Source organism: Pseudorhodoferax sp. Leaf265 (genome assembly GCF_001422365.1).
Taxonomy (GTDB): Bacteria; Pseudomonadota; Gammaproteobacteria; order Burkholderiales; family Burkholderiaceae_C; genus Pseudorhodoferax.
Window position 1 is genome coordinate 462,150 of sequence record NZ_LMMT01000039.1, and the last position, 26,105, is coordinate 488,254.

Consider the following 26,105-nt stretch of genomic DNA (forward strand, 5'->3'; position numbering starts at 1 on the left):
ATCCGATGCTGGACATCACCCTTCTCCGAAAAGACCTGGACGCCGTGGTTGCGCGGCTCGCGCAGCGCAAGAGCCCGCAGCCCTATCTCGATGTGGCGGCCTTCAAGGCGCTGGAAACCGAGCGCAAGACGCTGCAGACCCGCACCGAGGAACTGCAGGCCAAACGCAACGCGCTGTCCAAGCAGATCGGCCAGCTCAAGGCCAGGGGCGAGAGCGCCGACGCCGTGATGGCCGAGGTCAACGCACTCAAAGCCGAGCTCGAGGCTTCCGCCGCGCGCCTGGACCAGCTGCAGCCCGAACTCCAGCAACTGCTGCTGGCCGTGCCCAACCTACCGCACGAGAGCGTGCCGGTCGGCGACGATGAGCAGGGCAACGTGGAGCTGCGCCGGTGGAGCCCGGACGGCCAGGACCCCAGGCCGCTGGCGTTCACCCCGCGCGACCATGTGGACATCGGCACGCCGCTGGGCCTGGATTTCGAGATGGGCGTCAAGCTCTCGGGTTCGCGCTTCACCGTCATGAAAGGCCAGATCGCACGCCTGCACCGCGCACTCGCGCAGTTCATGCTGGACGTGCAGACGCAGGAGCATGGCTACACCGAGTGCTACGTGCCCTACGTCGTCAACGCCGACAGCATGCAGGGCACGGGCCAGCTGCCCAAGTTCGAGGGCGACCTGTTCGCGGCCAAGAAGGGCGGCCAGGAGTCCGAGCCCGTGCCGGACCACCAGGCTCTGTACCTGATCCCCACGAGCGAGGTGCCGCTGACCAACTTCGTGCGCGACAGCATCGTGGCCGAGTCGGAGCTGCCGATCCGGCTGACCGCGCACACGCCGTGCTTCCGCTCCGAAGCCGGCAGCGCCGGGCGCGACACGCGCGGCCTGATCCGCCAGCACCAGTTCGACAAGGTCGAGATGGTGCAGATCGTGCACCCCGAGAAGAGCTACGCCGCGCTCGACGAGATGACCGGCCACGCCGAGACCGTGCTCAAGAAGCTCGGCCTGCCGTACCGCGTGCTGTGCCTGTGCACGGGCGACATGGGCTTCGGTGCCGCGCGCACGCACGACCTGGAGGTCTGGCTGCCGGCGCAGAACACCTACCGCGAGATCAGCTCCGTCTCCAACTGCGAGGCCTTCCAGGCGCGCCGGCTGCAGGCGCGCTTCAAGAACGCGCAAGGCAAGAACGAGTTGCTGCACACGCTCAACGGTTCGGGCCTGGCCGTGGGCCGCACGCTGGTCGCGGTGCTGGAGAACTACCAGAACGAAGATGGTTCTGTGACGGTCCCGGAAGTTTTGCGGCCCTACCTTGGCGGAATCGCGCGTTTGTCCTGCTAGAATCGTGGGCTTCGCAACCCGGGTCGACCGCCGGGTGCCACAAGGATTTCAGGAGAGGTGGCAGAGTGGTCGAATGTACCTGACTCGAAATCAGGCGTACCGCAAGGTACCGTGGGTTCGAATCCCACCCTCTCCGCCAAAAGCAAAAAGCCTTGCAAGTCGTGACTTGCAAGGCTTTTTTGTTTGCGGCGCCGATTCAACGCATTGGTGGGAACCGGCGCACGCGTGGTTGCTGGATCGGCACCGCGTGCGCCGTGAACCTGGCTCAGGTCGCCGCCAGATGCTTGCCGACGAGGCCCGTCATCTCGAACATGGTCACCTCGTCCTTGCCCATCACCGCCTTGAGCGCGTCGTCGCACAGGATGTTGCGCTTGTTTGCAGGGTTTTGCAGCTTTTGGGCCTTGATGTAGTCCCACAGCTTCTTCGTGGCCTCCGTGCGGGCGATGGGCTCGGCACCCACGACGCGGGCCAGTGCTTCACTGGGGCGCAGGGGCTTGTTGAAGGCGGTTTGCTTTTTGGGGGAGGTGGCTTCGGTCATTGCTGATTCCTTCGAAAAAGGGCGCGAGCATAGCCGGAAAGGAGACTGCAGCTTTTTCAGGACGTTGCTCGCCACTCCGTTCGTGCAGCCCTGGCGTGCCGGGCGGCGCCGTTCCGCAGGCTTCAGTGCGCGGGCGGCCGCAATGTGAAGCCAGCCCCGGGCTGGTCGCGGTAGCGCTCCTTGAGCACGCGGCGCAGCAGCTTGCCGTTGTCCATGCGCGGCAAGGCCGCATCGAACACCACGGAGCGCGGTAGCTTGGTGCGCGCCAGGCGGCCCTGCAGGTAGGCCAGCAGGGCCTGGGCGCGCGCGGCGTCCGCGCTGAGGCCGGGGCGCAGGCGCACGATGGCCTTGGGCACCTCGCCGAAGTCGGCGTCGGGCACGCCGACCACACCCACGTCGTCCACGTCCGGATGCGGCGCCAGTGCGTCCTCGATCTCCTTTGGATAGACGTTGACGCCGCCCGACAGGATCAGGTCGGCACGCCGGTCGCTCAGGAACAGGTAGCCATCGGCGTCCAGGTGGCCGATGTCGCCGTAGGTGGCCCAGCCCTGTGCGTTGTACAGGCCGCGTGTCTTGTCCGCGTCGTTGAGGTAGCTTGCGCCGGGCATGCCCGAGAAGTAGATCGCGCCGATCTCACCGGCAGGCAGCTCGGCGCCGTCCTCGCCGACGATGTGCACGCCGCAACCCAGCGCCTTGCCGACCGTGCCCGGCCGCGCCCGCCATTCCTGCGGCCCGGCGACCGTGATGCCCACGCCCTCGGAGCCGGCGTAGTACTCGTGGATGACATCGCCCCACCAGTCGAGCATGGCGCGCTTGACCTCCACGGGGCAGGGCGCGGCCGCGTGGATGGCCACGCGCAGCGACGACAGGTCGTACCGCGCACGCACCTCCTCGGGCAGGCGCAGCAGGCGGCCGAACATGGTCGGCACCCATTGGCTGTGGCTCACGCGGTGGCGTTCGACCAGGGCCAGCGCCTGTTCGGCATCGAATTTCGGCATGACCACGGCCGTGCCGCCCAGTCCGATCACGCGCAGCGTGTAGCGCAGCGGTGCCGCGTGGTACAGCGGCGCGGGCGAGAGGTAGACCGTGTCGGCGCCGAAGCCGTAGAGCTGGCGCCAGCTGTCGATGTCGGGCGGCACCTGCCCCACGGGCAGGCGTGGCACCAGCGCGCGTTTGACGCCCTTGGGCCGCCCCGTGGTGCCCGAGGAGTACAGCAGGTCGCGCCCTTGCGGGCGCTGCGAGAGCTGCTCCCAGATGGCCGGCAACTGCTGCGCCGGGACGCTGGCAAGTGCCTCCTCGTAGTCCGACCAGCCTTCGCGCGGGCCGTCGAGCACCACCAGCGTCAGGCCGGGTGGCAGGTCCAGGCCGGCACCCGGTCCTTCCAGCATGGCCTGTGAGGCCACGAACACGCGGGCGCCGCAGTCGCGCAGCAGGTGGTCGATCTCGCCCGGCGAGAGCTGCGTGCCGATGGGCGTGTGGTACAGGCCCGCGCGTTCGGCGCCCAGCGCCAGCTCGACGAGCTCGGCGCGGTTTTCCAGCAGCATCGCGATGCCGTCGCCGGGGGCGAGGCCCAGCCCGACGAGCCAGCCGCCGATGCGCGCGGCGCGCAGGGCGAGTGTGCCGTGCGTGACAGCGCGGCCGCTGCCGCCGTCGATGAAGGCCGGCTTGTCGGCTGCGACGCCGACCGGCAAGGGGGGCAACCACCCGGTGAGCGGAGGTGTCATGGGATCTCGTGGAAGGCTTGAGAAAGTCATGATCCCGTGCTGCCAAAGCACCACGGACCCGTGGTTACCCCGAGCCTGTCGCACAGGCAACAGGTCAGCGGCGCAAAGCTTCCAACACTCGCCGCATCGCGATGTCGCGGACCCTCATCGAAAGGACACCACCATGGCAGACAGCCTGCAAACCGACGTGCGCGGCAACGTGCTCGTGATGACCATGCACCGGCCCGAGGCGCGCAACGCCATGGACCGCGCCACCGCCGAGGCGCTGGCCGCCGCGCTCGACGAACTCGATGCGCGCGACGACCTGCGCCTGGGCATCGTCACGGGCTCCGGCGGCACCTTCTGCTCCGGCATGGACCTCAAGGGCTTCCTGCGTGGCGAGCGGCCGAGCGTGGACGGCCGCGGCTTCGCGGGTCTCACCGAGCGGCCGCCGCGCAAGGTGCTGATCGCCGCGGTGGAGGGCTATGCGCTGGCCGGCGGCTTCGAGATGGTGCTGGCCTGCGACCTCGTGGTGGCGTCGCGCGCTGCCAAGTTCGGCCTGCCCGAAGCCAAACGCGGCCTGGTGGCGTCCGCGGGCGGGCTCATCCGTCTGCCGCGCCGCATCCCCTACCACGTGGCCATGGAGTTCGCGCTGACGGGCGACATGCTGGACGCCGAGCGCGCCCATGCCCTGGGCCTCGTGAACCGCCTGGCCGAGCCGGGCCAGGCGCTGGCCGGCGCCTTGCAACTGGCAGAGAGCGTGGCCGCCAACGGCCCCCTAGCCGTGGCGACGAGCAAGCGCATCGTGCGCGAATCGGCCGACTGGAGCCAGGCCGAGATGTTCGAGCGCCAAAAGCCCATCGCGGCCCCGGTGTTCACCTCGTCCGATGCCCGCGAAGGTTCGGCCGCGTTCGCGGAAAAGCGCAAGCCGAACTGGACCGGCCGCTGATCAGCTGAGCGGCTTCTGGTGCTGGTGCCGCGCCAGCCCATGGCCGTGCGTGTGGCCGTGGTCCGGGGCCGCCAGCGGCACCAGGTGCATGGCGCCGTGTCGCACGCCGCGCAGCGCCACCAGCCGCTCTGCACAGGCCTGCACCGCGGCGAGCGGGCCGCGCAGCACAGCCGTTTCCAGGCAATCCTCGTGGTCCAGGTGCGTGTGCAGGCTGCTGACCACGAGGTCGTGGTGTTCGTGCTGCAGGTCCAGCACGCGCCGCGCCACAGTCTGGTCGTGGTGGTCGTAGACGTAGCTCACCGTGGCCACGCACCATGGGTCCACGGGCTTGAAGGCCGCGCTGGCCGGGGTCGCCAGCGAGGCGTCGCCCAGGCGCGAGCGGATCAGGTCGCGCACGGCTTCGGAGCGGTTCTCGTAGCCCTTGGCCGCGATCAGTTCATCGAACTGCCGGGCCAGCGCATCGTCCAGCGAGATGGTGAAGCGTTGCATGCGCGCGAGTGTGCCGCATCGCCATGGCACCGCCGTGGGCTCCAGCACCCGTGGCCCCTGTCGTTGTGCACCGCCGCAGTGCGTGCAAGAGCATGACCGTCATCAATGCGTGTGACAAACGCATACCACCTTCAGTGTTTTCCTGGGGCGAGGGGGTTTTCATCTTCGGTACAGTTCTTGATAGGTCGGTTGGACCTACTACGGAGATTTTTGAAATGACACAGAAGATCGCTTACGTCACCGGCGGCATGGGCGGCATCGGGACCGCCATCTGCCGGCGCCTGCACAAGGAAGGCTTCAAAGTGATCGCTGGCTGCGGCCCCACGCGCGACCACGCCAAATGGATCGCTGAACAGGCGGCCCAGGGCTACACCTTCTACGCATCGGTGGGCAACGTAGGCAATTGGGATTCCACGGTCGAGGCCTTCACCAAGGCCAAGGCCGAGCATGGATCCATCGACGTGCTGGTCAACAACGCCGGCATCACCAAGGACCGCATGTTCCTCAAGATGACGCGCGAGGACTGGGACGCCGTCATCGAGACCAACCTGAACTCCATGTTCAACGTCACCAAGCAGGTGGTGGGCGACATGGTCGAGAAGGGCTGGGGCCGCATCGTCAACATCTCCTCCGTGAACGGCGAGAAGGGCCAGGCCGGCCAGACCAACTACTCGGCCGCCAAGGCCGGCATGCACGGCTTCACGATGGCGCTGGCGCAGGAGCTGGCCAACAAGGGCGTGACCGTCAACACCGTGAGCCCGGGCTACATCGGCACCGACATGGTCAAGGCCATCCGCCAGGACGTGCTCGACAAGATCGTCGCCACCATCCCCGTCAAGCGCCTGGGCCAGCCCGAGGAGATCGCCTCCATCATCGCCTGGCTGGCCTCCGACGAAGGCGGCTACTCCACCGGGGCCGATTTCTCGGTCAACGGCGGCCTGCACATGGGCTGACACGGCCTCGGCCTTGTCACAGCAAACCCGCTTCGGCGGGTTTTTTCGTTTCGGGGCCGGACGCATCGCAGCGCTACGGTAAATTGGCCTGCACCTGGCCAGGCACCACAGACCAACCCGAAAGACCACCGACATGCCGCACAGCGTTTCCCTGATCAGCACGATCGCCGTCGGTCTGGGCCTGGCCTTGGTGTTCGGCTTTCTCGCCGCGTGCGTTCGCTTGCCGGCCCTGGTGGGCTACCTGTTGGCGGGCGTGGTGATCGGCCCGTTCACGCCCGGCTTCGTGGCCGATGCCGAGATCGCCGCGCAACTGGCCGAGATCGGCGTGATGCTGCTGATGTTCGGCGTGGGCCTGCACTTCTCGCTGGACGACCTGCTGGCCGTGCGCAAGATCGCGCTGCCCGGTGCGGTGGTGCAGATGGCCGTGGCCACGGCGCTGGGCATGGCGCTGGCCACGCTGTGGGGCTGGAACCTGGGCGGCGCGCTGGTGTTCGGCCTGTCGTTGTCGGTGGCCAGCACCGTGGTGCTGCTGCGCGCGCTGGAGAGCCGCGGTGTGCTCGATTCCTTCAACGGCCGCATCGCGGTGGGCTGGCTGGTCGTCGAAGACCTGGCCATGGTGCTGGTGCTCGTGCTGCTGCCGCCGCTGGGCGGCTGGCTGGCTGGTGGTGAAGTGGCCGATGCCAACGCGCTGTGGAAGACGCTGGGCCTCACGCTGCTGCAGGTCGGCGGCTTCGTCGCACTGATGCTGATCGTCGGGCGGCGCTTCTTCCCGTGGTTGCTCTGGCAGGTGCAGCGCACCGGTTCGCGCGAGCTGTTCACGCTGTGCGTGGTCGCGGCGGCCGTCAGCATCGCGTTCGGTTCCACCGCGCTGTTCGGCGTGTCGTTCGCGCTGGGCGCCTTCTTCGCCGGCATGGTCATGCGCGAGTCCGAGTTCAGCCACCGCGCAGCCGAGGAATCGCTGCCGCTGCGCGACGCCTTCGCCGTGCTGTTCTTCGTCTCGGTCGGCATGCTGTTCGACCCCATGGTGCTGGTGCAGCGGCCGCTGCAGGTGATCGCCGTGGTCGGCATCATCGTGGTCGGCAAGTCGATCGCCGCCGCGGCCCTGGTGCTGGCCTTCCGCTACCCGCTCAACACGGCGCTGACGGTCTCGGCCAGCCTCGCGCAGATCGGCGAGTTCTCGTTCATCCTGGTGGGCCTGGGCGCCTCGCTGGGCCTGTTGCCGCCCGAGGGCCAGAGCCTGGTGCTGGCCGGCGCGCTGATCTCGATCGCGCTGAACCCCGCGGCCTTCTACTGCTCCGAGCCCATGCAGCGCTGGATCCTCGCGCGCTCGGCCGCGGCGCGGCGCATGGAGGCGCGCGACGACCCCATGGCCGAACTGCCCACGCACACCGAGCAGAAGTACCTGGCCCAGCAGGTCGTGCTGGTGGGCTACGGCCGCGTCGGCCGGCGCATCGCGGCCACCATGCAGGCACACCACATTCCCTTCGTCGTGGCCGAGCAGAACCGCGAGACCGTGGAGCGCCTGCGCGGCGAGGGGGTGGCGGCGGTGTTCGGCGATGCCTCCGAGCCGTCCACGCTGGTCCAGGCCCACATCGCACGCGCGCGCATGCTGGTCATCGCCACGCCCGATTCACTCAACGTGCGCCAGATGATCGCGGTGGCGCGCGCGCTGAATCCCGGGATCGAGATCGCCGTGCGCACGCACAGCGAGACCGAGGCGCGGCTGCTCAACGAGGAGCAGGCCGGCCGCGTGTTCCTGGGCGAGCAGGAGCTGGCGCAGTCCATGGCGCGCCACGTGGTGGAGCGCACCACGGTCGGCGCCGCGGCGCACTGATCAGCGCTGCGTGCTCGCGCGCAGCCGGCTCACGTCGAACTCGCTGACGCTGGCCGCCTGGTTGCCCCAGGCGCCGCGCACATAGGTCAGCACGGCCGCGATCTCGCGGTCCGTCAATGCCAGCACGAAGGGCGGCATGCCGTAGGGGCGCGGGTTGCCGGCCGTGGCCGGCGTGAAGCCGCCATGCAGCACCACCTGCACGAGGTTGGCCGTGGACGCCATGGTCACGGCCCGGTTGCCGGCCAGCGGTGGGTAGGCCAGGCCGGCGCCTTCTCCGCGCTCGCCATGGCATTGGGCGCAATGCTGTTCGTAGCGCTGGCGGCCCAGTGTGGCAGTCTCCGCGCTGGGCGCCACGCGCGCGGGCGGCGGCGGGGCCGGCTGCTGCGGCAGCGCCTGCAGGTAGACGGCCATGGCCGTGAGGTCCTCGGTCGTCAGGTGCTGGGTGCTGCGCAGCACCACCTCGGCCATGGGGCCGGCGGCCCAGCCGCGCGGCGCCACGCCATTGCGCAACAGCGCCACGACCTCGTCCACGGGCCAGTCGGCCACGCTGGCCTCGCTGGCGGCGGTCAGAGCGGGCGCGTACCAGTTCTGCATCGGGATCAGGCCGCCGGACAGCGGCAGCCGCTCGTCGCTGGCACCCCAGGCGTTGCGCGTGGTGTGGCAGGCCGCGCAATGGCCCAGGCCGCGCACGAGGTAGGCGCCACGGTTCCACTCGGCCGTCTGCGCGGGCTCGGGCTGGTACGCGCCGGGCCGGAAGTACAGCGCGCGCCAGACCGCCAGCGCGGCCTGCTGGTTGTAGGGGAAGCGCAGCTCGTGCGCGAGGTTGGGCCGGGCCACGGCCGGCTGGCTGCGCAGGAAGGCGAACAGCGCGTCCGCGTCGGCGCGCGTGACCTCGGTGAAGCTCGTGTACGGGAAGGCCGGCACGAGCAGGCGGCCATCGCGCGAACGGCCATGGTGCATGGCGCGCCAGAATTCCGTGGCGCTCCAGGCGCCCAGGCCGTGCGTGGGGTCGGGCGTGAGGTTGCTGCCGTAGACCGTGCCGAAGGGCGTGGGGATGGGCGTGCCGCCCGCGAACGGCTCGCCGCCGCGCGCCGTGTGGCAGGCCGCGCAGTTGCCGGCCTGGGCGAGGTAGGCGCCGCGCGCGATCAACGCGGGCGTGGCCGGCACGGGCGGCTCGGCCACGGAGAGGTCCGGCTCGCCGCGCACGTTGAGCCACCAGACCAGCGCGCTGGCGGCGGCCAGCAGCAGCACGAGCGCGCCGAGGAGCTGCGACAGGCGCTTCATCGCGCACCCCCGAGTTCGGGCGCGCTGCCGCAGGCCAGCGTGTTGCCGGCAGGTGCCTGGGCCGCGGCCTTGGCCTCGGCGGGCACGGGCTGGGCCGCGAGCCAGCCTGAGACCGCCGCCACGTCGGCATCGGCCAGGCGCTGGGCCACATGGGCCATGCAGTCGGGCGCCAGCGCGCGGCGCTGGCCGGTCTTCCAGGCACCGAGCTGGCCGTTCAGGTAGTCGCGTGGCAGGCCCAGCAGGCCCGGCACGTTGGGCGCCACGCCGGTCATGGCCGCGCCATGGCATTGCACGCAGGCCGGCAGGCCGCGCGCGGCATCGCCGTGCTGCACGAGCTGGTGGCCACGTTCGATCAGCGCGGCCGGCGCCGCTGCGGGTGCGGGGGGCGGGTAGGGCACTTCCAGCGCCGCGAAGTAGCCCGCGATCTCGCGCAGGTAGTCGTCGCTGAGCCGGTCCACCATCTGCGTCATGAGGCCATAGTGGCGCCGGCCGTCGCGGAAGTTCAGCAACTGGTGGTAGAGGTAGCCCGCCGGCTTGCCCGCGATGCGCGGGTAGTAGCCGTCGGGCCCGGCGCGGCCCGCGGGGCCATGGCAGACCGCGCAGGCCACCATGCGCTGGGCCATGGTGTCCTGCACGGTGGGCGGCGCGGCCTGGGCGGCGCCGCCCAGCAGTGCCAGGGAAAGGAGCAGGGCTGGGCGCAGAGCGCGCGTGGCAGGACTGGTGTTCACGGCGGTCGATGATGCCCCAAGCCGCAGTGGCAAGACAGCATCAGTTCGCCGGGGCTGGACCGGATCAGATGTCCCCCGGGTGACGCCGTCGTCCGTTCCGACGATTCGCGTGCGGTCGCGCGCGCGCACAGTGCAGGCTTGGCCATCGAAGGGAGAAGACCTGTGTCTGGGGCACTGAACGACGAAGAACTGCGGTTTCGCGACGAGGTGCGCGATTTCCTCGCGCACGCGCTGACACCCGAGCTGCGCCTGGCCGGCCGGCGCTGCAGCGGCATCTTCACCGAATACCACGACGGCAACCGCTGGCACCGCATCCTCGCGCAGCGCGGCTGGAGCGTGCCGCATTGGCCGGTGGAGCATGGCGGCACGGGCTGGACGCCGGTGCAGCACCACATCTTCGCGAGCGAGCTGGCCGCGGCCGACGCGCCCCCCCGCGCACCCATGGGGCCGGGCATGGTGGCGCCCGTCATCATCGCCTTCGGCACGCCCGAGCAGCAGCAGCGCTGGCTGCCCGCCATCCGCAGCGGCGACGACTACTGGTGCCAGGGCTACTCGGAGCCCGGCGCGGGCTCGGACCTGGCCTCGCTGCAGTGCCGCGCCGTGCGCGAGGGCGACGACTACGTGATCAACGGCACCAAGATCTGGACCACGCACGCGCAGTACGCCAACCGCATGTTCTGCCTGGTGCGCACGGCCACCGGCGGCAAGCCGCAGGCCGGCATCAGCTTTTTGTGCTTCGACATGGACACGCCCGGCATCACGGTGCGGCCCATCATCAGCATCTCGGGCGACCACGAGCTGAACCAGGTGTTCTTCGACAACGTGCGCGTGCCCGTGTCCGGCCGCATCGGCGAGGAGAACCAGGGCTGGACGATTGCCAAGTACCTGCTGCAGCACGAGCGCGGCGGCAGCTATGCGCCGCAGCTGCGCGCGCGCTTGCGGCGCCAGCGCCGCGCGTTCGCGCAGGCGAACCTGCACGGTGCGGAGGCCGGCGACCTGGCGCTCCAGCTCGCCGAACTGGAGTGCGCGGTCGACGCGATGGACGCCATGGACATGGCCGCCCTGCGCGCGCAGGTGCGCGGCGAGCCGCGTGGCATCCGGCCGTCCATGGGCAAGACCCTGGGCACCGAACTGCGCCAGCGCCTGGACGAGCTGGCCGTGGAGATCGCCGCCCAGTACGCGGCCGTGGGCCTGCCGCTGGACGACCGCCTGGACGGCCCGCTGCCGCTGCCCGAAGAGGCCGTCTACGCGATGTCGGCCTACCTCAACGACCGGGCTGCGAGCATCTATGCCGGCACCAACGAAGTTCAGCGCAACCTGATCGCCGCCCACCTGCTTTCCAACTGACATGGCACACGAAGACACTCTGGTCATGCTGCAGGACAGCCTGGCCCGCTACCTGGAAGACTGCCACGGCTTCGAAGCGCGCCTGTCCGCGCTGCGCGATGCCGACACCGCGCCGCCGCCGTTCTGGCCTGGCCTGGCGCGCGAACTCGACCTGCTGCGCGCCGCGCTGCCCGAGGCCCAGGGCGGGCTCGGCCTGGGCCTGGCCGCGCACCTGGCCATCATGGAAACGCTGGGCGCCTCGCTCGCGGCCCAGCCCTACCTGGCCACCATGGTGCTGGGGGCCGGACTGCTGCAGCGCCACCCCGGTGCCGCGGCCGATGCGCTGCTGGAACAGGTGGTCGCAGGCCGCGCCGTGCTGGCCTTCGCGCATGGCGAGGCCGAGGGCCGCCACAGCCGCAGCTGGGTGCAGACGCGCCTCGCGCGCGACGGCGAGGGTTGGCGCCTGGACGGCCGCAAGGCCGTCGTCCACGCCGCGCCCTGGGCCAGCCACTTCATCGTGAGCGCGCGCAGCGCCGGCGCGCCGGAGGCGGCGCAGGGCGTGTCACTGCTGCTGGTGCCGCGCGATACACCGGGCCTCAGCCTGCGTGCCTACCCGCTGCGCGACGGCGACCGCGCGGCCGAACTGGCCTTCGACGACGTGCGCCTGCCGGCCACGGCACTGTTGGGCGAGGCCGGCGCGGCGCTGCCGCAGATCGAGCAGGCGCTGGACGAAGCCACGTTGGCCGTCTGCGCCGAATCGCTGGGCGTGCTGCGCCGGCTGCTGCGCGACACGCTGGACTACGTGCGCCAGCGCAAGCAGTTCGGTGCCGCGCTCTCCAGCTTCCAGGTCGTGCAGCACCGGCTGGCCGACATGCACATGGCGCTGGAGCAGGCCATCGCGCTGACGGGCCAGGTCGGCGAACGGCTGGCGGCCGGCGGTCTCACGCCGGCCGAGCGCGCGCGCGCCGTGTCCTCGGCCAAGGTGGCCGCGTCCAAGGCCTGCAAGGCCGTGGGCCAGGGGGCGGTGCAGCTGCACGGCGGCATGGGCATGACCGAGGAACTGGCGGTGGGCCACTACATGCGGCGCGCCACGCTGATCGAGGGTCTGTTCGGCCCGGTGTCCTGGCACCTGCGCCGCGTGGCCGATCTGGCCGAGGCCGCTGCATGACGGCGGCGCTGCCCGACAACACCCCCATCCTGGTCGGCATCGGCGAGGCCGTCCACCGCAGCAAGGAGCCGCCCGGCCTGGAACCGCTGGCGCTCATGGAGCAGTCGCTGCGCGCAGCCGAGCAGGACGCCGGTGCCCCGCTGCTGGCGGGCCTGGACGCGCTCGACGTGGTGTGCGAGTACTCCTGGCCCTACAGCGACGCGCCCGGCCTGCTGGCCGCGCGCCTGGGCTGCCGCCCGGCCCATAGCGTCTACGGCGAGACCGGCGGCGAATCGCCCGTGCGCTTCATCCACGAGGCCGCGCTGCGCATCGCGCGCGGCGAGAGCCAGGTGGCGGCCATCGTCGGCGCCGAGGCACGCTACACGGTGGACGCCGCGGCCAAGGCCGGCGTGGCGCTGCCCTGGACGCCGCGCGACGACAGCGTCAAGCTCGTGCGCGGCACCGTGCTGTGCCATCCCGTGGCCGTGCAACTGGGCGCCTTCATGCCCACCACGATCTACCCGTTCTACGAGAACGCGACGCTCGCGCACTGGGGGCTCACACCGCGCCAGGCGCACGCCGAGTCGGCCCGGCTGTGGGCGCGCTACTCCGAGGTGGCCGCCGACAACCCGCACGCCTGGCTGCACCGGCGCTTCGCGCCCGAGGAGGTGGCCGAGCCCGGCCCCGCCAACCGGCTGATCGCCTGGCCTTACACCAAGCACATGGTGGCCAACCCGGTCGTCAACATGGGCGCGGGTGTGCTCCTGACCAGCGTAGGCCGGGCGCGCGCCCTGGGCATCCCGCCGGCGCGCTGGGTCCACCTCTGGGGCGGCGCGGCCGCGCGCGAGCCGCGCGACTACCTGCAGCGCGACCACTACGTCGGCTCGCACGCGCAAGACCTGGTCATGGAGACCGTGCTGGCGCAGGCCGGTGGCGACGCCGCCGCCTTCGACATGCTGGAGCTGTACAGCTGCTTCCCGGTCGTGCCCAAGATGGCACGCCGCACGCTGGGCCTGGCGGCCGATGCACGCATGACGTCCACCGGTGGCCTGAGCTTCTTCGGCGCACCGCTCAACAACTACATGACGCACGCGGCCTGCGGCCTGGTGCGGGCGCTGCGTGCCGCGCCAGGCAAGGCCGGGTTGCTGTACGGCCAGGGCGAGTACGTGACCAAGCACCATGCGCTGGTGCTGGGCGCCGATCCGGCGCCGCCCGGCGCGCTGGCCGAGGACTACAGCGTGCAGGCTGCGGCGGATGCGCGGCGCGGCGCGGTGCCGCCGCTGGTGCTGGACCACGCCGGCGCGGCGCAGCTGGAGACCTTCACCGTGATCTACGGCCGCGACGGCCAGGCCACCCACGGCGTGGTGATCGCGCGCACACCGACCGGCGCACGCCTGATGGCGCGCGTGCCGCCGCACGATGCCGCCGCACTGGCGGTGCTGACCAACGCCGACCGCAGCCCTGTCGGCCGCGCCGGGCGCACGGCGCCCGGTGACGATGGGCTGCTGGTCTGGGCGTTCGCGTGACGGCCCTGGAGGCATCCGCGGCCGGCCAACAGCCGGCAGCTCAGCGAACGCCACTGGCGAGCTTGGCGCCCAATCCGATCAGCGCCAGGCCCGCCAGCCGGGTTGCGGCCCTCCTGGCCCCGGCAAAGCCTGCTAGGCGCACGGCGATGAGGTTTCCCACCAGCACCAGCGCCGCCTGGTAGGCCAGGCTCAGCACGGTGACGTGCAGCATCATCACAGGCAGCGTGGCCGCGGACGCCCCCGGTTTGAGGAACAAGGGGAAGAACGCGACAAAGAACAGCAGGACCTTGGGGTTGGTCAGGCTGACCAGGACCGCCTTGCGGAAGTAGGCCGCCGCGGGCTGCGCGGGTGCCGGCTGGGCCGGGCCGCCGCTGGCCGGGCTGCGCAGCAGCTGGACACCCAGCCAGACCAGGTAGGCCACGCCAAACCACTGCAGCGCCTGGAACACCACCGGCCGGGCCTGCATGAGGGCTGCAAGGCCCAGGGCAGCGCCCACCATGAAAACCAGGTCGCCCAGCAGCGTGCCGAGGACCGCGGCCATGCCCGCCGCGCGGCCTTGGCGTGCCGTGGCGTCGAGGATGGCGATCGTGCCCGCGCCAGGGACGGCCTGGAACACGAGGATGGCGGTGACGAAGCTGGTGTAGTTCTGGATGTCGAGCATGGTGCAGGTGCGCTGGAGCCGAAGTGGTCCACGATGATCGGCCGCCAGCCCGCGCCCGCACAGTGCTTTTTGACGGCCATGGCGCGGTCTCACCGTGCATTCTTCTGGTGAAATCCACCGATGGCACAGATGGACAAGACGGTGTTGGATGCAGTGGCCTGGCGCCTGCTGCGTGCATTGCAGGCGGACGCGCGCGCGCCGTTGAAGGCGCTTGCCGAGGCGGCGGGCCTCTCGGTGGCCGCCACAGCGGAGCGGCTCAGGCGGCTGCAGGACGCCGGCATCGCCCAGCGCTTCGTGGCCGAGGTGGATGCGGCGAAGGTGGGTTACCCCGTCAAGGCCATCGTGGGCATCACCACCACCCAGCCTGGCAAGAAGGCGCTGCTGGAGCGGCTCGGGCGCGCGCCCGAGGTGATCGAATGCCACCACGTCGCTGGCGCGGACTCCTACCTGATGACCGTCGTGGCCACCGGTCTGGCCGACCTGGAGCGCTTCATCGGGACCATCAACGGCTATGGGGAGACGCGCACGTCCATCGTGTTCTCCACCCCCATCGAACGCCGCGGCCTCGTGCCGCCCGGCTCGGCTCGGCGCCCCTGAGCGGCCGGCTCCCCCGCATTCACCACTTGGGAATGCGCAGGGTCTTGCTGATCATCAGCGTGCCCGACAGCGCGAACAGCAAGGCCATCGGGTGCAGCGTCCATGGCCCCAGCAGCCAGGCGCCACCGTAGAGCCCGTCGCCGATGCGGCCCTGCCATGCAGCGAAGGCCAGCACGCCTGTCAGTACCACGCTGGTGGGAATCGGCGTGCCCTCGAAGTACTTGACCTTGCCGCCCTCGCTGCCCTCGGCGAGCGCCTCGGCCGTCACGTTGAAGCGCGCCAGGCGGCTCACGCCGCAGCAGACGAAGTAGACGAGCACGGCGATGTCCCAGCCGCCGGTGAGGCCCGCCGCGAAGCCCAGCGTGGCCGGACCCACGCCGAACGAGATGACGTCGGCCAGCGAGTCGAGCTCACGCCCCAGCGCCGAATGCTGCTGGCGCCAGCGCGCGATGCGGCCGTCGAGCACGTCGAACACGAACGCGATCGGGGTCATCAGCGCGGCCAGCAGGAAGTGCGCCGTGTCCCGCGTGACGAGGAATTGCATCGCCAGGAACACCGAGGCCATGCCGAAGGCCGCGTTGCCCAGCGTGAAGAAGTCCGCGAGGTGGAAGCCGCGCAGCATGGAGAAGTGGCGTGAGGATTGGGGCAGGGCGCTCATGTGAGGATTCTCCAGGAGCCTGGAGCTTGATGGCCATTGTGCGTGCCGGCTGTGGGGCAAGCTTGCCATCGGCTGTAGGCGAACGGCGGTGGCTGACAGGGCTTGGCGTTGCGCGACGACAGCCGTCCGCACGGGTCTGGCGGCAAGCTGGTCGGACCATGGCCACTCCTGCCGCCCTCGCCGCCTACCACGCCAAGCGCGACTTCGGTCGCACCTCCGAGCCCCGCAGCGGCGGCAAGCGCTCGCCGGCCGGCCAGCTGAGCTTCGTCGTGCAGAAGCACTGGGCCAGCAGTCTGCACTACGATTTCCGGCTCGAGATCGACGGCACGATGAAGAGCTGGGCCGTGCCCAAGGGCCCCAGTCTCGATCCGCACGACAAGCGGCTCGCCGTGCAGGTGGAGGACCATCCGATCTCCTATTCCAGCTTCGAGGGCCAGATTCCCGAGGGGCAGTACGGCGCGGGCAAGGTCATCGTCTGGGACAAGGGCCACTGGACCCCGGTGGGCGATCCCGCGGCCGGCTTGGCCAAGGGCAACCTCAAGTTCGAGTTGCACGGCCACAAGCTGCAAGGCCGCTGGGCGCTCGTGCGCATGCACGGCAAGGGCAAGGACCGCCAGCCGCCCTGGCTGCTGGTGAAGGAGAAGGACGCGTTCGAGCGGCCGGCCACGGAGTTCAGTGTGGTCGACGAGATGCCCGACAGCGTCAAGGCCCTCGCTGTGCCGCCAGCGCCGAAGGCGGCGCAGCCGCCGCAGGCCGCGTTGCCGGCCACGCTCGTGCCACAGTTGGCGACGCTCGCGAGCCGGCCGCCGGCCGATCCGGCCGACTGGGTCTACGAGATCAAGTTCGACGGCTACCGGCTGCTTGCGCGCGTCGAAGGCCGCGCCAGCAAGCAGCGGGTGCAGCTGTTCACGCGCAACGGCAACGACTGGACGCACAAGCTCAAGGCGCTGCATGCCGAGCTCCTGCGCCTGGACCTGCCCGAGGGCTGGTACGACGGCGAGATCGTCGTGATGGACCACAACGGACTGCCCGATTTCGGCGCGTTGCAGCAGGCCTTCGACGCCTCCCGGACCCAATCCATCGTCTACTACCTGTTCGACCTGCCCTACTGCGGCGGCCACGACCTGCGCGAGCAGCCCCTGCAGGCGCGTCGCGCGCTGCTGGCCTCGCTGCTGGAGGGCAAGAAGTCCGACCTCGTGTTCTATTCGGCCACCTTCGACGCACCGCCCGGCGAGGTGGTCGGCACCGCCTGCAAGCTGGGCCTGGAAGGCGTGATCGCCAAGCGCAAGGATGCGCCCTACGTTTCGCGCCGCAGCGACAGCTGGCTCAAGCTCAAGTGCAGCCAGCGCCAGGAGTTCGTGGTCGTGGGCTTCACCGAGCCGCAGGGCAGCCGCACCGGCTTCGGCGCGCTGCTGCTGGGTGTGCACGGCAAGGATGGCAAGCTGGTCTATGCGGGCAAGGTCGGCACGGGCTTCGACCAGACCGCGCTCAAGAAGCTCGCGCGCCAGTTGGCAGACCTGGCCACGCCACGCAGCCCGCTGGCGGACACGGCCGATGTGGAGGGCAAGCCGCACTGGGTGAAGCCGCAACTGGTGGCCGAGGTCACGTTCGGCGAATGGACGCGCAGTGGCCGCATCCGCCATGCGGTGTTCCACGGCCTGCGCAGCGACAAGCCGGCCCAGGCCATCGTGCGCGAGCGCGCCGCCCCGCCGCCCAAGGCCGTACCACGCAAGACACCGGACGACAGCGGCAGCCACGCGCTGTCGACCAGGCTCAAGGTCACGCACCCCGAGCGCGTGATCGACGCCAGCACCGGCACGACCAAGATGGACCTCGTGCGCTATTACGCGCTGGTGGGCGATCTGGTGCTCGAGCACCTCAAGGGCCACCGGCCCGTGGCGCTGGTGCGCGCGCCGGCCGGCATCGGCAAGCAGCTGTTTTTCCAGAAGCATGCCGAGATCGAGAAGCTGCCCGGCCTGCGCCAACTCGATCCGGCGCTGGACCCCGGCCACGCGCCGCTGCTGGCCGTGGCCAGCGCGCGCGGCCTGCTGTCGGCCGCGCAATGGAACGTGGTGGAGCTGCATTCCATGAACGCCCTGGCCGCGTCCTTCGGGCGGCCCGACCGGCTCGTCTTCGACCTGGACCCGGGCGAGGGCGTGCGCTGGCGCCAGATGCAGGAGGCGGCCGAACTCGTGCACGCCTTCCTGGAGCAACTGGGCCTGCCGGCCTTTCTCAAGACCAGCGGCGGCAAGGGGCTGCACGTGGTCGTGCCGATCAAGCGGCTGCACAGCTGGGGCCATGCCAAGGGCTTCGCCCAGGCCGTCGTGCAGCACCTCGCGCGCACCATCCCCGACCGCTTCGTGGCCAAGAGCGGGCCGCGCAACCGCGTCGGCAAGATCTTCGTGGACTACCTGCGCAACGGGCAGGGGGCGACCACGGTCTGCGCCTGGTCGGCGCGCGCGCGGCCCGGCATGGGCGCCTCGGTGCCGCTGGCCTGGGATGAGCTGGCCTCCCTGAAGAGCAGCGACCAATGGAACGTGCGCAACGTGCACGAGCGGTTGGACGTGGGCAACGCGCCCTGGCAGGGCTATGCGCGCGCCGCCACCTCGCTCAAGACCGCGATGAAAACCATCGGCTTCACACCGCACTGAACAACGCCAGGCGGCTGCTGCACAAGCGGGCCTGATTTCCTACATGCGGCGGCCTCGCCGTCCGACGAATTCCGCGCGGGGCGCTGCGAACAATGGCGCAGACCTCAACAACAGGAGAGACCGGTGGCAGCTTCCCTTCCCTTGGCATCGACGCGGCTTGAAACCGCCGTCGACGCACCGGCCGGCGCCGTTTCCTGGGGCGCCATCCTGGCAGGCGGCGCCGCCGCCGCGGCGCTCTCGCTGATCCTGCTGATCCTGGGTGCAGGCCTGGGCCTGACCTCGCTGTCGCCGTATGGCGGTGCAGGCGCCAGCGCCATGGCGCTGGGCATGTCGGCCATCGTCTGGGTCATGGTCACGCAGGCGCTGGCATCGGGCATGGGCGGCTACATCGCCGGCCGGCTGCGCACGCGCTGGGCCGGTGTGCAGGGCGACGAGGTGTTCTTCCGCGACACCGCCCACGGCTTTCTGGCCTGGGCCGTTGCCACGCTGGCCACGGCCGCCTTGCTGACGACCGCCATCGGCAGCGTGGTGGGCAGTGCGGTGAAGGTGGGGGCCACGGTGGCGGGCGGTGCCGCCACCGCCGCGGTGGCGACAGCCGCGCAGGACGCGGGCGCATCGGGCGGCGAGGGCCCGGCCAGTTATTTCATCGACAGCATGTTCCGCCGCCCGGCGGGTCCGGCCCAGGCCGGCGAGGTGGCTGCGGCCGAACCGGTGCCCGCGGCCGAGGTGGCCCGCATCCTGGCGCAGGCCGGCAAGGACAAGCCATTGGCGGCCGAAGACCAGCGCTACCTGGGGCAGCTCGTGACCGAGCGCACGGGTCTGTCCCCGCAGGAGGCCGAGCAGCGTGTGGCCGACACCGTGGCCCGCATGCAGGCCAAGGCGCGCGAGGCCGAAGCCGCTGCGCGCGACGCTGCCGAGAAGGCGCGCAAGGCCGGCATCACGGCCACGCTGTGGTTGTTCGTCTCCATGCTGCTGGGCGCCTTCAGCGGCAGCCTGGCGGCCACCTGGGGCGGCCGCGAACGCGACGCCTGAGTTCTCTCCCTTCCATCCTCTTCACACAACCCGGAGGTCTTCATGCGCTCCCTGCTGCTGTTCTTTCTCGGCGTGCCCATCCCCATCATCATCCTGATCGCCTTGTTCGTCCGTTGAGTCGGACGCGAACCCGATCCCCGCGCCGCGGCCCGGCGCTTGCTTGCCACAAGAACCTATGACAGACACCTGCGATCCGGGCCTTCCCTGGCCCATGGGCATGCACCTGCGCGACGGCGGTGCGAACTTCGCGCTTTATTCGAGTGCGGCCGAAGCCGTCGAACTGTGCCTGTTCGATGCCGAGGGGCGCGAGGAGCTGCGGCGCATCCGGCTGCCGGCGCGCACGGAGGACATCTGGCACGGCTTCGTGCCCGGTCTCGAGCCCGGCACCCGCTACGGCGTGCGCGTGCTGGGGCCCTTCGATCCCGGCAACGGCCAGCGCTGCAACCCGGCCAAGCTGCTGCTGGACCCCTACACCCGCGCCATCGACCGGCCGCTGCGCGGCGATGCCGTGACCTTCGGCTATCCGCTGGGCCATGAGGAGCAGGACCTCGCGCGCGACGACAGCGACAGCGCGGCCGTGGCGGCCAAGTCCGTCGTGATCGCGCCCGATTTCGACTGGCAGGGCGACCGGCCGCCGGCCGTTCCCATGGCCGACTCGATCTTCTACGAGGTCAACGTGCGCGGCTTCACCAAGAGCATGCCGGGCGTGCCCGAGGAGTTGCGCGGCACCTTCGCCGGCCTGGCCAACCAGGCGGCGGTCGACTACCTCAAGCGCCTGGGCGTCACGGCCGTGCAGTTGCTGCCCGTGCAGGCCTTCAACGACGAGGGCCGGCTGGTCGACGCGGGCCTGGCCAATTTCTGGGGCTACAACACCATCGGCTTCTTCGCGCCGGAGCCACGCTACTGCTTCAAGGGCACGGACGGCGGCGTGGCCGAGTTCCGCGGCATGGTCAAGGCACTGCACCAGGCCGGCATCGAGGTGATCCTGGACGTGGTCTACAACCACACCTGCGAGGGCAACCACCTGGGCCCGACCATGTGCTTCAAGGGCATCGACAACGCGGCCTACTACCGGCTGACGGAAGACCGGCGCTACTACAACGACTTCAGCGGCACCGGCAACACGCTGGACGTGAGCAACCCGCCCGTGCTGCGCATGGTCATGGACAGCCTGCGCTACTGGGTCGAGGAAATGCACGTGGATGGCTTTCGCTTCGACCTGGCGCCGGCGATCTCGCGCGACGCGGCGGGCGCCTTCGACCACCGCACGCCGTTTCTCTCGGCCGTGGCGCAGGACCCGGTGCTGCGCCGCGTCAAGATGATCGCAGAGCCCTGGGACCTGGGCGACTACGGCTACCAGGTCGGCGGCTTTCCGGTCGGCTGGTCGGAGTGGAACGGCAGCTACCGCGACGAGGTGCGCGACTTCTGGCGCAATGCCGACGACAGCCTGCCCACCTTCGCTTCCCGGCTGTGCGGTACGCCCGAGATCTTCGCGCCCTCGCGCCGCCCACCCTCGGCCAGTGTCAACATCGTGACCGTGCACGACGGCTTCACGCTGCGCGACTTGGTCAGCTACAACGAGAAGCACAACGAGGCCAACGGCGAGGACAACCGCGATGGCGAGAGCCACAACCGCAGCTGGAACTGCGGCGCCGAAGGTCCGACCGAGGACGCCGGCGTGCTGGCCTTGCGCGCGCGCCAGCAGCGCAACCTGCTGGCCACGCTGTTCATGTCGCGCGGCGTGCCGCTGCTGCTGGGCGGCGACGAGATCGGCCGCACCCAGCAGGGCAACAACAACGCCTACTGCCAGGACAGCCCGATCTCCTGGTTCGACTGGAGCGACGGCGCGCGCGACGACGCGCTGTTCGCGTTCACGGCCAAGCTGATCCGGCTGCGCAAGGAGCTGGCCGTGCTGCGCAGCCCGCACTGGCCGGTGGGCGATGGCGAGCATCCCGACGCCACCTGGTACAGCGTCTGGGGCCTGCCCATGACCGAGGACGAGTGGCAGCACCCTGGTGCGCGCTGCCTGCAACTCGTGTTCGACGGGGCTGCCGACCACGCCAAGGGCCGTGCGACGCAGCCCGGCCCCTCGGTGCTGCTGCTGTTCAACGGTGCGCCCGAGGCGCATCTGTTCACGGTTCCGCCCGAGACGCGCTTCGGCCCGGCCTGGCAGCTGCGCATCGCGACCGACCGCGCGCAGCTGCCGGCACGGCGCGCCCGGCGCATCGCGCCGGGTGCCAAGCTGCGGCTCAAGGCCCACGCCATGATGGTGCTGACGCAGGGTCCGGCGGGGTAGGGCGTTCTCCTACTGCGGCTTGCGCCGCGCACCGATCCGGCACGCTCGGAGGGGGTCATAGGCTGCAGGCAACCCGTCACGGTGACGGTTGTTCCGTGTCCCCATCGTCCGATCCGGAGAATCGTCCATGACGCATGCGAGCCGCAGCGTGCTTGCGCTGCTGAACCGCCGCACCACCGAAGGCTTCTACGCCGCGATCATGCTGGCCTGCCTGGCGTTCGCCGGCATGCTGCTGGCGCCCGGTGACCACATGGAGCAGTTGCTCGCCCTGGCCTGGCTGTTCATGCTGTCGGCCATCGCCTTCCTGGTCGGCAAGCTCGGCCTGGAGCTGGTGCTCGAAGCCGGTCCGTGAAGGGTGGTCAGGGCGGCGCGGCCTACGGGCCGGGCCGCCGGACTTGGCCGCATGTCGCGCAATTGCATCGGAAAGCGGATGCGGTGGTACCACGCGCGGCCGGTCGCGCAGTCGAGCATGACCTGGTGTGACAAGCGCTGCTTTCCTACGCGCGGGCTATTGCTACGGTGCTAGATTGGCCGCGCCGTACGCGCCTTACGAGGAGACCCGCATGAACCAGCCCGCACGCCACCCCTTGCCGACCCTGCTGGCCGCAGCTGCCCTGCTGGCGGGCTGCGCGCAGGGCGTCGGCAATCCAGCCGCCGTGCCGACGCCGCGCGCCGGATCGAGTGCGCTGGTCAAACTCGTGGCGGTCGACGGCCAGCCGCGCGGGCAGGCCGTGCTGAGCTCCGTGGCCGAGGGCGTGGAGATCGTCGTGAACGCCGAGGGCCTCACGCCGGGCCTGCATGGCCTGCACATCCACGTCAACGGCCAGTGCGCGCCGGGGCCCGACCCCAGCGGCAAGACCATCCCCTTCGGTGCCGCGGGCGGGCATTTCGACCCGGAGGCCACGGGGCGCCATGGACACCCCGAACACGACGCGCAGCGCCATGCCGGGGATGTGCCCAACCTGCTCGTCGATGGCCAGGGCAAGGGCGTGCTGCGCTTCACCAACCCCAAGATCACGCTGCTGCGGGGGGCCAAGAACTCCGTGCTCGGCCGCTCGCTCGTCGTGCACGCCGACGCAGACGACTACAGGACCAACCCGGCCGGCAATTCGGGCGGCCGCGTGCTGTGCGGCGTGATCGAGCCCGCGCGGCTGGACGCCGTGGTCGGCAGCGTGCCCACCTCGCGCCATCTGCGCTGAACCATGGACCACGCGGCGCGTGCGGGCGCGCCTGCTCCGGCCCGATGCGGGCCTCGTCAGCCCGCGGTGCAAGTGAACACTTCAACCCGAAAGGAAACCACCATGAGCGAGAAGAAGGCCAGCGTGCACTGGGAAGGGGCCGGCAAGACCGGCAAGGGCGCGATCAGCACCGAGACCGGCGCGCTGAAGGACTACCCCTATGGATTTGCCAGCCGCTTCGAGGACGACCGGCGTGGCACCAATCCGGAGGAGATCGTCGGCGCCGCGCACGCTGCCTGCTTCACGATGGCGTTTGCCTTCGCGTGCGAGAAAGCCGGCGTGGCGTTGCAGCAGGCCGACACCCAGGCCAGCGTGCGTCTCGTCAAGGACGGTGAGGGCTTCAAGATCGACCGCATCGCGTTGACGCTGACCGCCAAGGCGGCGGGGCTGGACGAGGCCAAATTCCAGGAGCTGGCCCGGGGTGCCAAGGCCGGCTGCCCGCTGTCCAAGGCGCTGGCCGCGGTGCCCGAGATCACGCTCTCGGCGACGCTTCAGGCCTGAGGTTCGACCGCAGATCCAGGGTCTTCTTCACCCGCGACCGAGCCGTTGTCGGCCTTGGGGGCAGCCAGTTGGGCCAACGCCGCAGCGGCGCCGGGCTCCGTGCGCGCGAGTTGCGCGGCCAGGGCCGTGAGGCCGGCGGCGCCGTCGCGCGTCAGTTGCGCGATGGCCTGGCCGGCTTCCTTGGGCGACGCAAAGCCCTGGCTTTGCAGCAGCAGCGCACCGCCCGCATCGACCAGCTTGAAGTAGAACAGCCCATCGGCCTCACGGTATTGCTTGAAGGCCGGCAGCGCGGCCTTGGCCGCCTTCGCAGGCTTGGCCGTTTGCACCTGGGCGCCGAGCGGGCGCAGGCCCACGGCGTGGCGCAGCGTGGCGATGAAGGGGCTGGCCGTGCGGCGGGCCTTCTGGGCACCGGCCAGCAGCACGCGCTCGACGCTGGCGGGATCGTCGATGCAGCGCTGGTAGGTGGCGCGCATGGGGCCGACCTCGCGGTCGATGCGTTCGAACAGGGCCTGCTTGGCATCGGCCCAGGAGATGCCGCCTTCGAACGCGCGGCGAAAGGCGTCTGTCTCGGCGGGCTCGGCGAAGGCCTGGTAGATCTGGAACAGGGCCGAGCCCTCGGTGTCCTTGGGCTCGCCGGGGCCGCGCGAGTCGGTCACGATGCCGGCGATGAGCTTGCGCATCTGCTCGCGCGGCGCGAACAGCGGGATGGTGTTGTCGTAGCTCTTGCTCATCTTGCGTCCGTCCAGCCCGGGCAGCAGTGCCACGTCTTCTTCGACGGCCGCCTCGGGCAGCACGAAATGCTCGCCATAGGCGTGGTTGAAGCGCTGCGCCATGTCGCGCGCCATCTCGATGTGCTGTACCTGGTCGCGGCCCACGGGCACCTTGTGGGCGTTGAACATCAGGATGTCGGCGCCCATCAGCACGGGGTACATGAACAGGCCGGCCGTCACGTCGTGGTCGGGCTCGGCACCGGCGGCGGCGTTGCGGTCCACCGCGGCCTTGTAGGCGTGGGCGCGGTTCAGGATGCCCTTGCCCGTCACGCAGGTCAGGAACCAGGTGAGTTCGGGGATCTCGGGGATGTCGGACTGGCGGTAGAAGGTCACGCGCTCGGGGTCCAGCCCGCCGGCCAGCCAGGTCGCGGCGATCTCCAGCGTGGATCGCTGGATGCGCTGCGGATCGTCGGTCTTGATCAGCGCGTGGTAGTCGGCGAGGAAGTAGAAGCTGTCGGTGCCGGCCGCCTGGCTGGCGCGGATGGCTGGGCGGATGGCGCCCACGTAGTTGCCCAGGTGGGGGGTGCCGGTGGTGGTGATGCCGGTCAGGACGCGCAGCGTGCTCATGGGAGGGGTCTCAGCGGATCAGGAGGGAAAAAGGCGTCAGCAGCAGGTCGAGGAACTCGAAGGTCAGGCCCATGATGGGGCGCAGCCACAGCGTGCCGACCACGCCGGCCAGCACCAGGCCCATGACGATGAAGAAGCCCCAGGGCTCTACACGCGACAGCAGCACCGCCTGCTTGTACGGCAGCAGCCCGACCAGCACGCGCCCGCCGTCCAGTGGCGGCAGCGGGAACAGGTTGAAGGCGAACATCACCACGTTGACCAGCATGCCGGCCTGGCACATCTTGACGAAGAAGGGCTCGGTGACGCCCACGGCCACCAGCAGGTAGAACGCGACGCCCCACAGCAGGGCCTGCACCAGGTTGGCCAGTGGGCCGGCCAGGGCCACCCAGACCATGTCGCGCTTGGGGTTGCGCAGCCGGCCGAACTGAACCGGCACGGGCTTGGCGTAGCCGAACACGAAGGCGCCCGAGGTCGCCAGGTACAGCATGATGGGCATCACGATGGTGCCCAGGGGGTCGATGTGCTTGACCGGGTTCAGCGTCACGCGGCCGAGCAGGTAGGCGGTGTTGTCGCCGTAGTGCCGGGCCACGTAGCCGTGGGCCGCTTCGTGCACCGTGATGGCGAAAAGCACGGGCAGCGCGAAGATCAGCAGGTTCTGGAGGATGGCGTCGAAATTCACGGGCGGATTCTCACAGGCCCAGCGCGGCCAGGGAGCCACGGCCTTCGCGCACGATCTCGGGCTCGCCGCCCGTGCCCATGGGCACCAGGTCGATCACCGTGGTCGGCTCGGACGGGCAGGCGCCAGCGTCGAGCACGGCCGCCAGCTGGTGCTCGAAGCGCTCGCGGATCTCGGCCGCGTCGTGCAGCGGCTCGGTCTCGCCAGGCGGGATCAGCGTGGTGGCCAGCAGCGGCGCGCCGTGCAGGGCCAGCAGGTCCTGCAGCGCCTTGTGCTCGGGCACGCGCAGGCCGATGGTCTTGCGCGAGGGATGGCTCACGCGGCGCGGCACTTCCTTGCTGGCTTCCAGGATGAAGGTGTAGGCGCCTGGCGTGGCCGACTTGAGCAGCCGGTACTGCTTGTTGTCCACGCGCGCGTAGTTGGCGAGTTCGGACAGGTCGCGGCACAGCAGCGTGAGGTGGTGTTTCTCGTCCACACCGCGCAGGCGGCGCATGCGGTCCACGGCGGACTTGTCGTCCAGGTGGCAGACCAGCGCGTAGCTGGAGTCCGTCGGCACGGCGATCACGTCGCCCTTGGCGAGCAGCGCCACGGCCTGCTTGAGCAGGCGCGGCTGCGGATTCTCGGGATGGAGTTCGAAGTACTGGGCCATGGTG

24 protein-coding genes and 1 tRNA gene are annotated in these 26,105 nt (G+C 70.4%); 15 read left to right on the forward strand and 10 right to left on the reverse strand.

All coding sequences use genetic code 11. From position 1 onward, the window contains the following. The first annotated feature begins 5 nt into the window (after window positions 1–5). Window positions 6–1,328, forward strand: a complete 1,323-nt coding sequence (gene serS / locus ASF45_RS31080; protein WP_056672748.1) for a serine--tRNA ligase — start codon at window positions 6–8, stop codon at window positions 1,326–1,328. A gap of 51 nt (window positions 1,329–1,379) precedes the next feature. Next, a tRNA-Ser gene (locus ASF45_RS31085) sits at window positions 1,380–1,467 on the forward strand. Between the two features lie 126 nt (window positions 1,468–1,593). Here ASF45_RS31085 and ASF45_RS31090 read toward each other — a convergent pair. After that, entirely contained in the window at window positions 1,594–1,866 is a 273-nt protein-coding gene (locus tag ASF45_RS31090; RefSeq protein ID WP_056672749.1) for an SWIB/MDM2 domain-containing protein, read from the reverse strand. A gap of 122 nt (window positions 1,867–1,988) precedes the next feature. Next, window positions 1,989–3,590: an AMP-binding protein gene (locus tag ASF45_RS31095; RefSeq protein ID WP_056672750.1), complete on the reverse strand. Its 1,602-nt coding sequence runs from the start codon at window positions 3,588–3,590 to the stop codon at window positions 1,989–1,991. A gap of 163 nt (window positions 3,591–3,753) precedes the next feature. Here ASF45_RS31095 and ASF45_RS31100 point away from each other — a divergent pair, with 163 nt between their 5' ends. After that, complete coding sequence (locus tag ASF45_RS31100; RefSeq protein WP_056672751.1) at window positions 3,754–4,518, forward strand: crotonase/enoyl-CoA hydratase family protein; 765 nt, start codon at window positions 3,754–3,756, stop codon at window positions 4,516–4,518. Here ASF45_RS31100 and nikR read toward each other — a convergent pair whose 3' ends face one another. Then, window positions 4,519–5,007 carry a nickel-responsive transcriptional regulator NikR gene (gene nikR / locus ASF45_RS31105; RefSeq protein ID WP_056672752.1) on the reverse strand — a complete coding sequence of 163 codons (489 nt, stop codon included), beginning with the start codon at window positions 5,005–5,007 and terminating at the stop codon, window positions 4,519–4,521. It abuts the gene before it with no gap. Window positions 5,008–5,222: 215 nt separating this feature from the next. Between nikR and phbB the strand changes: the two genes are divergently transcribed. Then, window positions 5,223–5,960 carry an acetoacetyl-CoA reductase gene (phbB, locus tag ASF45_RS31110; RefSeq protein WP_056672753.1) on the forward strand — a complete coding sequence of 246 codons (738 nt, stop codon included), beginning with the start codon at window positions 5,223–5,225 and terminating at the stop codon, window positions 5,958–5,960. Window positions 5,961–6,093: 133 nt separating this feature from the next. Further along, complete coding sequence (gene ybaL / locus ASF45_RS31115) at window positions 6,094–7,794, forward strand: YbaL family putative K(+) efflux transporter (protein WP_056672754.1); 1,701 nt, start codon at window positions 6,094–6,096, stop codon at window positions 7,792–7,794. Here the strand turns inward: ybaL and ASF45_RS31120 are convergent, their stop codons facing one another. Next, complete coding sequence (locus ASF45_RS31120) at window positions 7,795–9,078, reverse strand: cytochrome c (RefSeq protein ID WP_056672755.1); 1,284 nt, start codon at window positions 9,076–9,078, stop codon at window positions 7,795–7,797. Then, window positions 9,075–9,806: a c-type cytochrome gene (locus tag ASF45_RS31125; protein ID WP_056672756.1), complete on the reverse strand. Its 732-nt coding sequence runs from the start codon at window positions 9,804–9,806 to the stop codon at window positions 9,075–9,077. The genes ASF45_RS31120 and ASF45_RS31125 overlap by 4 nt, the downstream gene beginning before the upstream one ends. Window positions 9,807–9,968: 162 nt before the next feature. On the opposite strand from ASF45_RS31125, the gene ASF45_RS31130 reads away from it, so the two are divergent. From ASF45_RS31130 to ASF45_RS31140, 3 genes are read left to right on the forward strand one after another with little or no spacing between them, the layout of a single operon-like run. Beyond that, the gene (locus ASF45_RS31130; RefSeq protein WP_056672757.1) at window positions 9,969–11,153 is read left to right on the forward strand and encodes an acyl-CoA dehydrogenase family protein; all 1,185 of its coding nucleotides are present in this window, start codon (window positions 9,969–9,971) and stop codon (window positions 11,151–11,153) included. A 1-nt stretch (window position 11,154) separates the two neighbouring features. Next, complete coding sequence (locus ASF45_RS31135; RefSeq protein WP_056672758.1) at window positions 11,155–12,300, forward strand: acyl-CoA dehydrogenase family protein; 1,146 nt, start codon at window positions 11,155–11,157, stop codon at window positions 12,298–12,300. Beyond that, window positions 12,297–13,805, forward strand: coding sequence for an acetyl-CoA acetyltransferase (locus ASF45_RS31140; RefSeq protein ID WP_056672759.1), 1,509 nt, complete (start codon window positions 12,297–12,299; stop codon window positions 13,803–13,805). The genes ASF45_RS31135 and ASF45_RS31140 overlap by 4 nt, the downstream gene beginning before the upstream one ends. A gap of 40 nt (window positions 13,806–13,845) precedes the next feature. Here ASF45_RS31140 and ASF45_RS31145 read toward each other — a convergent pair whose 3' ends face one another. Beyond that, window positions 13,846–14,466, reverse strand: coding sequence for a LysE family translocator (locus ASF45_RS31145; protein WP_056672760.1), 621 nt, complete (start codon window positions 14,464–14,466; stop codon window positions 13,846–13,848). A 129-nt stretch (window positions 14,467–14,595) separates the two neighbouring features. Here ASF45_RS31145 and ASF45_RS31150 point away from each other — a divergent pair, with 129 nt between their 5' ends. Next, window positions 14,596–15,063 (forward strand): Lrp/AsnC family transcriptional regulator, encoded by a 468-nt coding sequence (locus tag ASF45_RS31150; protein WP_056672904.1) that lies wholly within the window; start codon window positions 14,596–14,598, stop codon window positions 15,061–15,063. A gap of 19 nt (window positions 15,064–15,082) precedes the next feature. Here the strand turns inward: ASF45_RS31150 and ASF45_RS31155 are convergent, their stop codons facing one another. Next, window positions 15,083–15,721 carry a phosphatidylcholine/phosphatidylserine synthase gene (locus ASF45_RS31155; protein WP_056672761.1) on the reverse strand — a complete coding sequence of 213 codons (639 nt, stop codon included), beginning with the start codon at window positions 15,719–15,721 and terminating at the stop codon, window positions 15,083–15,085. A 158-nt stretch (window positions 15,722–15,879) separates the two neighbouring features. Here ASF45_RS31155 and ligD point away from each other — a divergent pair, with 158 nt between their 5' ends. The 6 genes from ligD to ASF45_RS31185 all read left to right on the forward strand — a co-directional run bounded on the left by ligD (window position 15,880) and on the right by ASF45_RS31185 (window position 23,439). Continuing rightward, window positions 15,880–18,372 (forward strand): DNA ligase D, encoded by a 2,493-nt coding sequence (gene ligD, locus ASF45_RS31160; protein ID WP_056672762.1) that lies wholly within the window; start codon window positions 15,880–15,882, stop codon window positions 18,370–18,372. A gap of 123 nt (window positions 18,373–18,495) precedes the next feature. Further along, complete coding sequence (locus ASF45_RS31165; protein ID WP_200932236.1) at window positions 18,496–19,404, forward strand: hypothetical protein; 909 nt, start codon at window positions 18,496–18,498, stop codon at window positions 19,402–19,404. Between the two features lie 175 nt (window positions 19,405–19,579). After that, window positions 19,580–21,700: a glycogen debranching protein GlgX gene (gene glgX, locus ASF45_RS31170; RefSeq protein ID WP_056672764.1), complete on the forward strand. Its 2,121-nt coding sequence runs from the start codon at window positions 19,580–19,582 to the stop codon at window positions 21,698–21,700. 127 nt (window positions 21,701–21,827) lie between these two features. Beyond that, on the forward strand, window positions 21,828–22,052 hold the full coding sequence (locus tag ASF45_RS31175; protein ID WP_056672765.1) for a hypothetical protein: 225 nt from the start codon (window positions 21,828–21,830) through the stop codon (window positions 22,050–22,052). A 211-nt stretch (window positions 22,053–22,263) separates the two neighbouring features. Continuing rightward, complete coding sequence (locus tag ASF45_RS31180) at window positions 22,264–22,899, forward strand: superoxide dismutase family protein (protein ID WP_056672766.1); 636 nt, start codon at window positions 22,264–22,266, stop codon at window positions 22,897–22,899. Between the two features lie 102 nt (window positions 22,900–23,001). Next, window positions 23,002–23,439, forward strand: coding sequence for an OsmC family protein (locus tag ASF45_RS31185; protein ID WP_056672767.1), 438 nt, complete (start codon window positions 23,002–23,004; stop codon window positions 23,437–23,439). On the opposite strand, the gene ASF45_RS31190 is transcribed toward ASF45_RS31185, so the two are convergent. The 3 genes from ASF45_RS31190 to ASF45_RS31200 are packed head-to-tail and all read right to left on the reverse strand — an operon-like array spanning window position 23,430 to window position 26,101. Then, window positions 23,430–24,776 (reverse strand): tryptophan--tRNA ligase, encoded by a 1,347-nt coding sequence (locus ASF45_RS31190; protein WP_056672768.1) that lies wholly within the window; start codon window positions 24,774–24,776, stop codon window positions 23,430–23,432. The genes ASF45_RS31185 and ASF45_RS31190 overlap by 10 nt on opposite strands. Window positions 24,777–24,786: 10 nt before the next feature. Next, a complete protein-coding gene (locus ASF45_RS31195) occupies window positions 24,787–25,455 on the reverse strand; it encodes a site-2 protease family protein (protein ID WP_056672907.1) in 669 nt (222 codons plus the stop codon). Between the two features lie 10 nt (window positions 25,456–25,465). Next, on the reverse strand, window positions 25,466–26,101 hold the full coding sequence (locus tag ASF45_RS31200) for an L-threonylcarbamoyladenylate synthase (RefSeq protein ID WP_056672769.1): 636 nt from the start codon (window positions 26,099–26,101) through the stop codon (window positions 25,466–25,468). Window positions 26,102–26,105 lie beyond the last annotated feature (4 nt).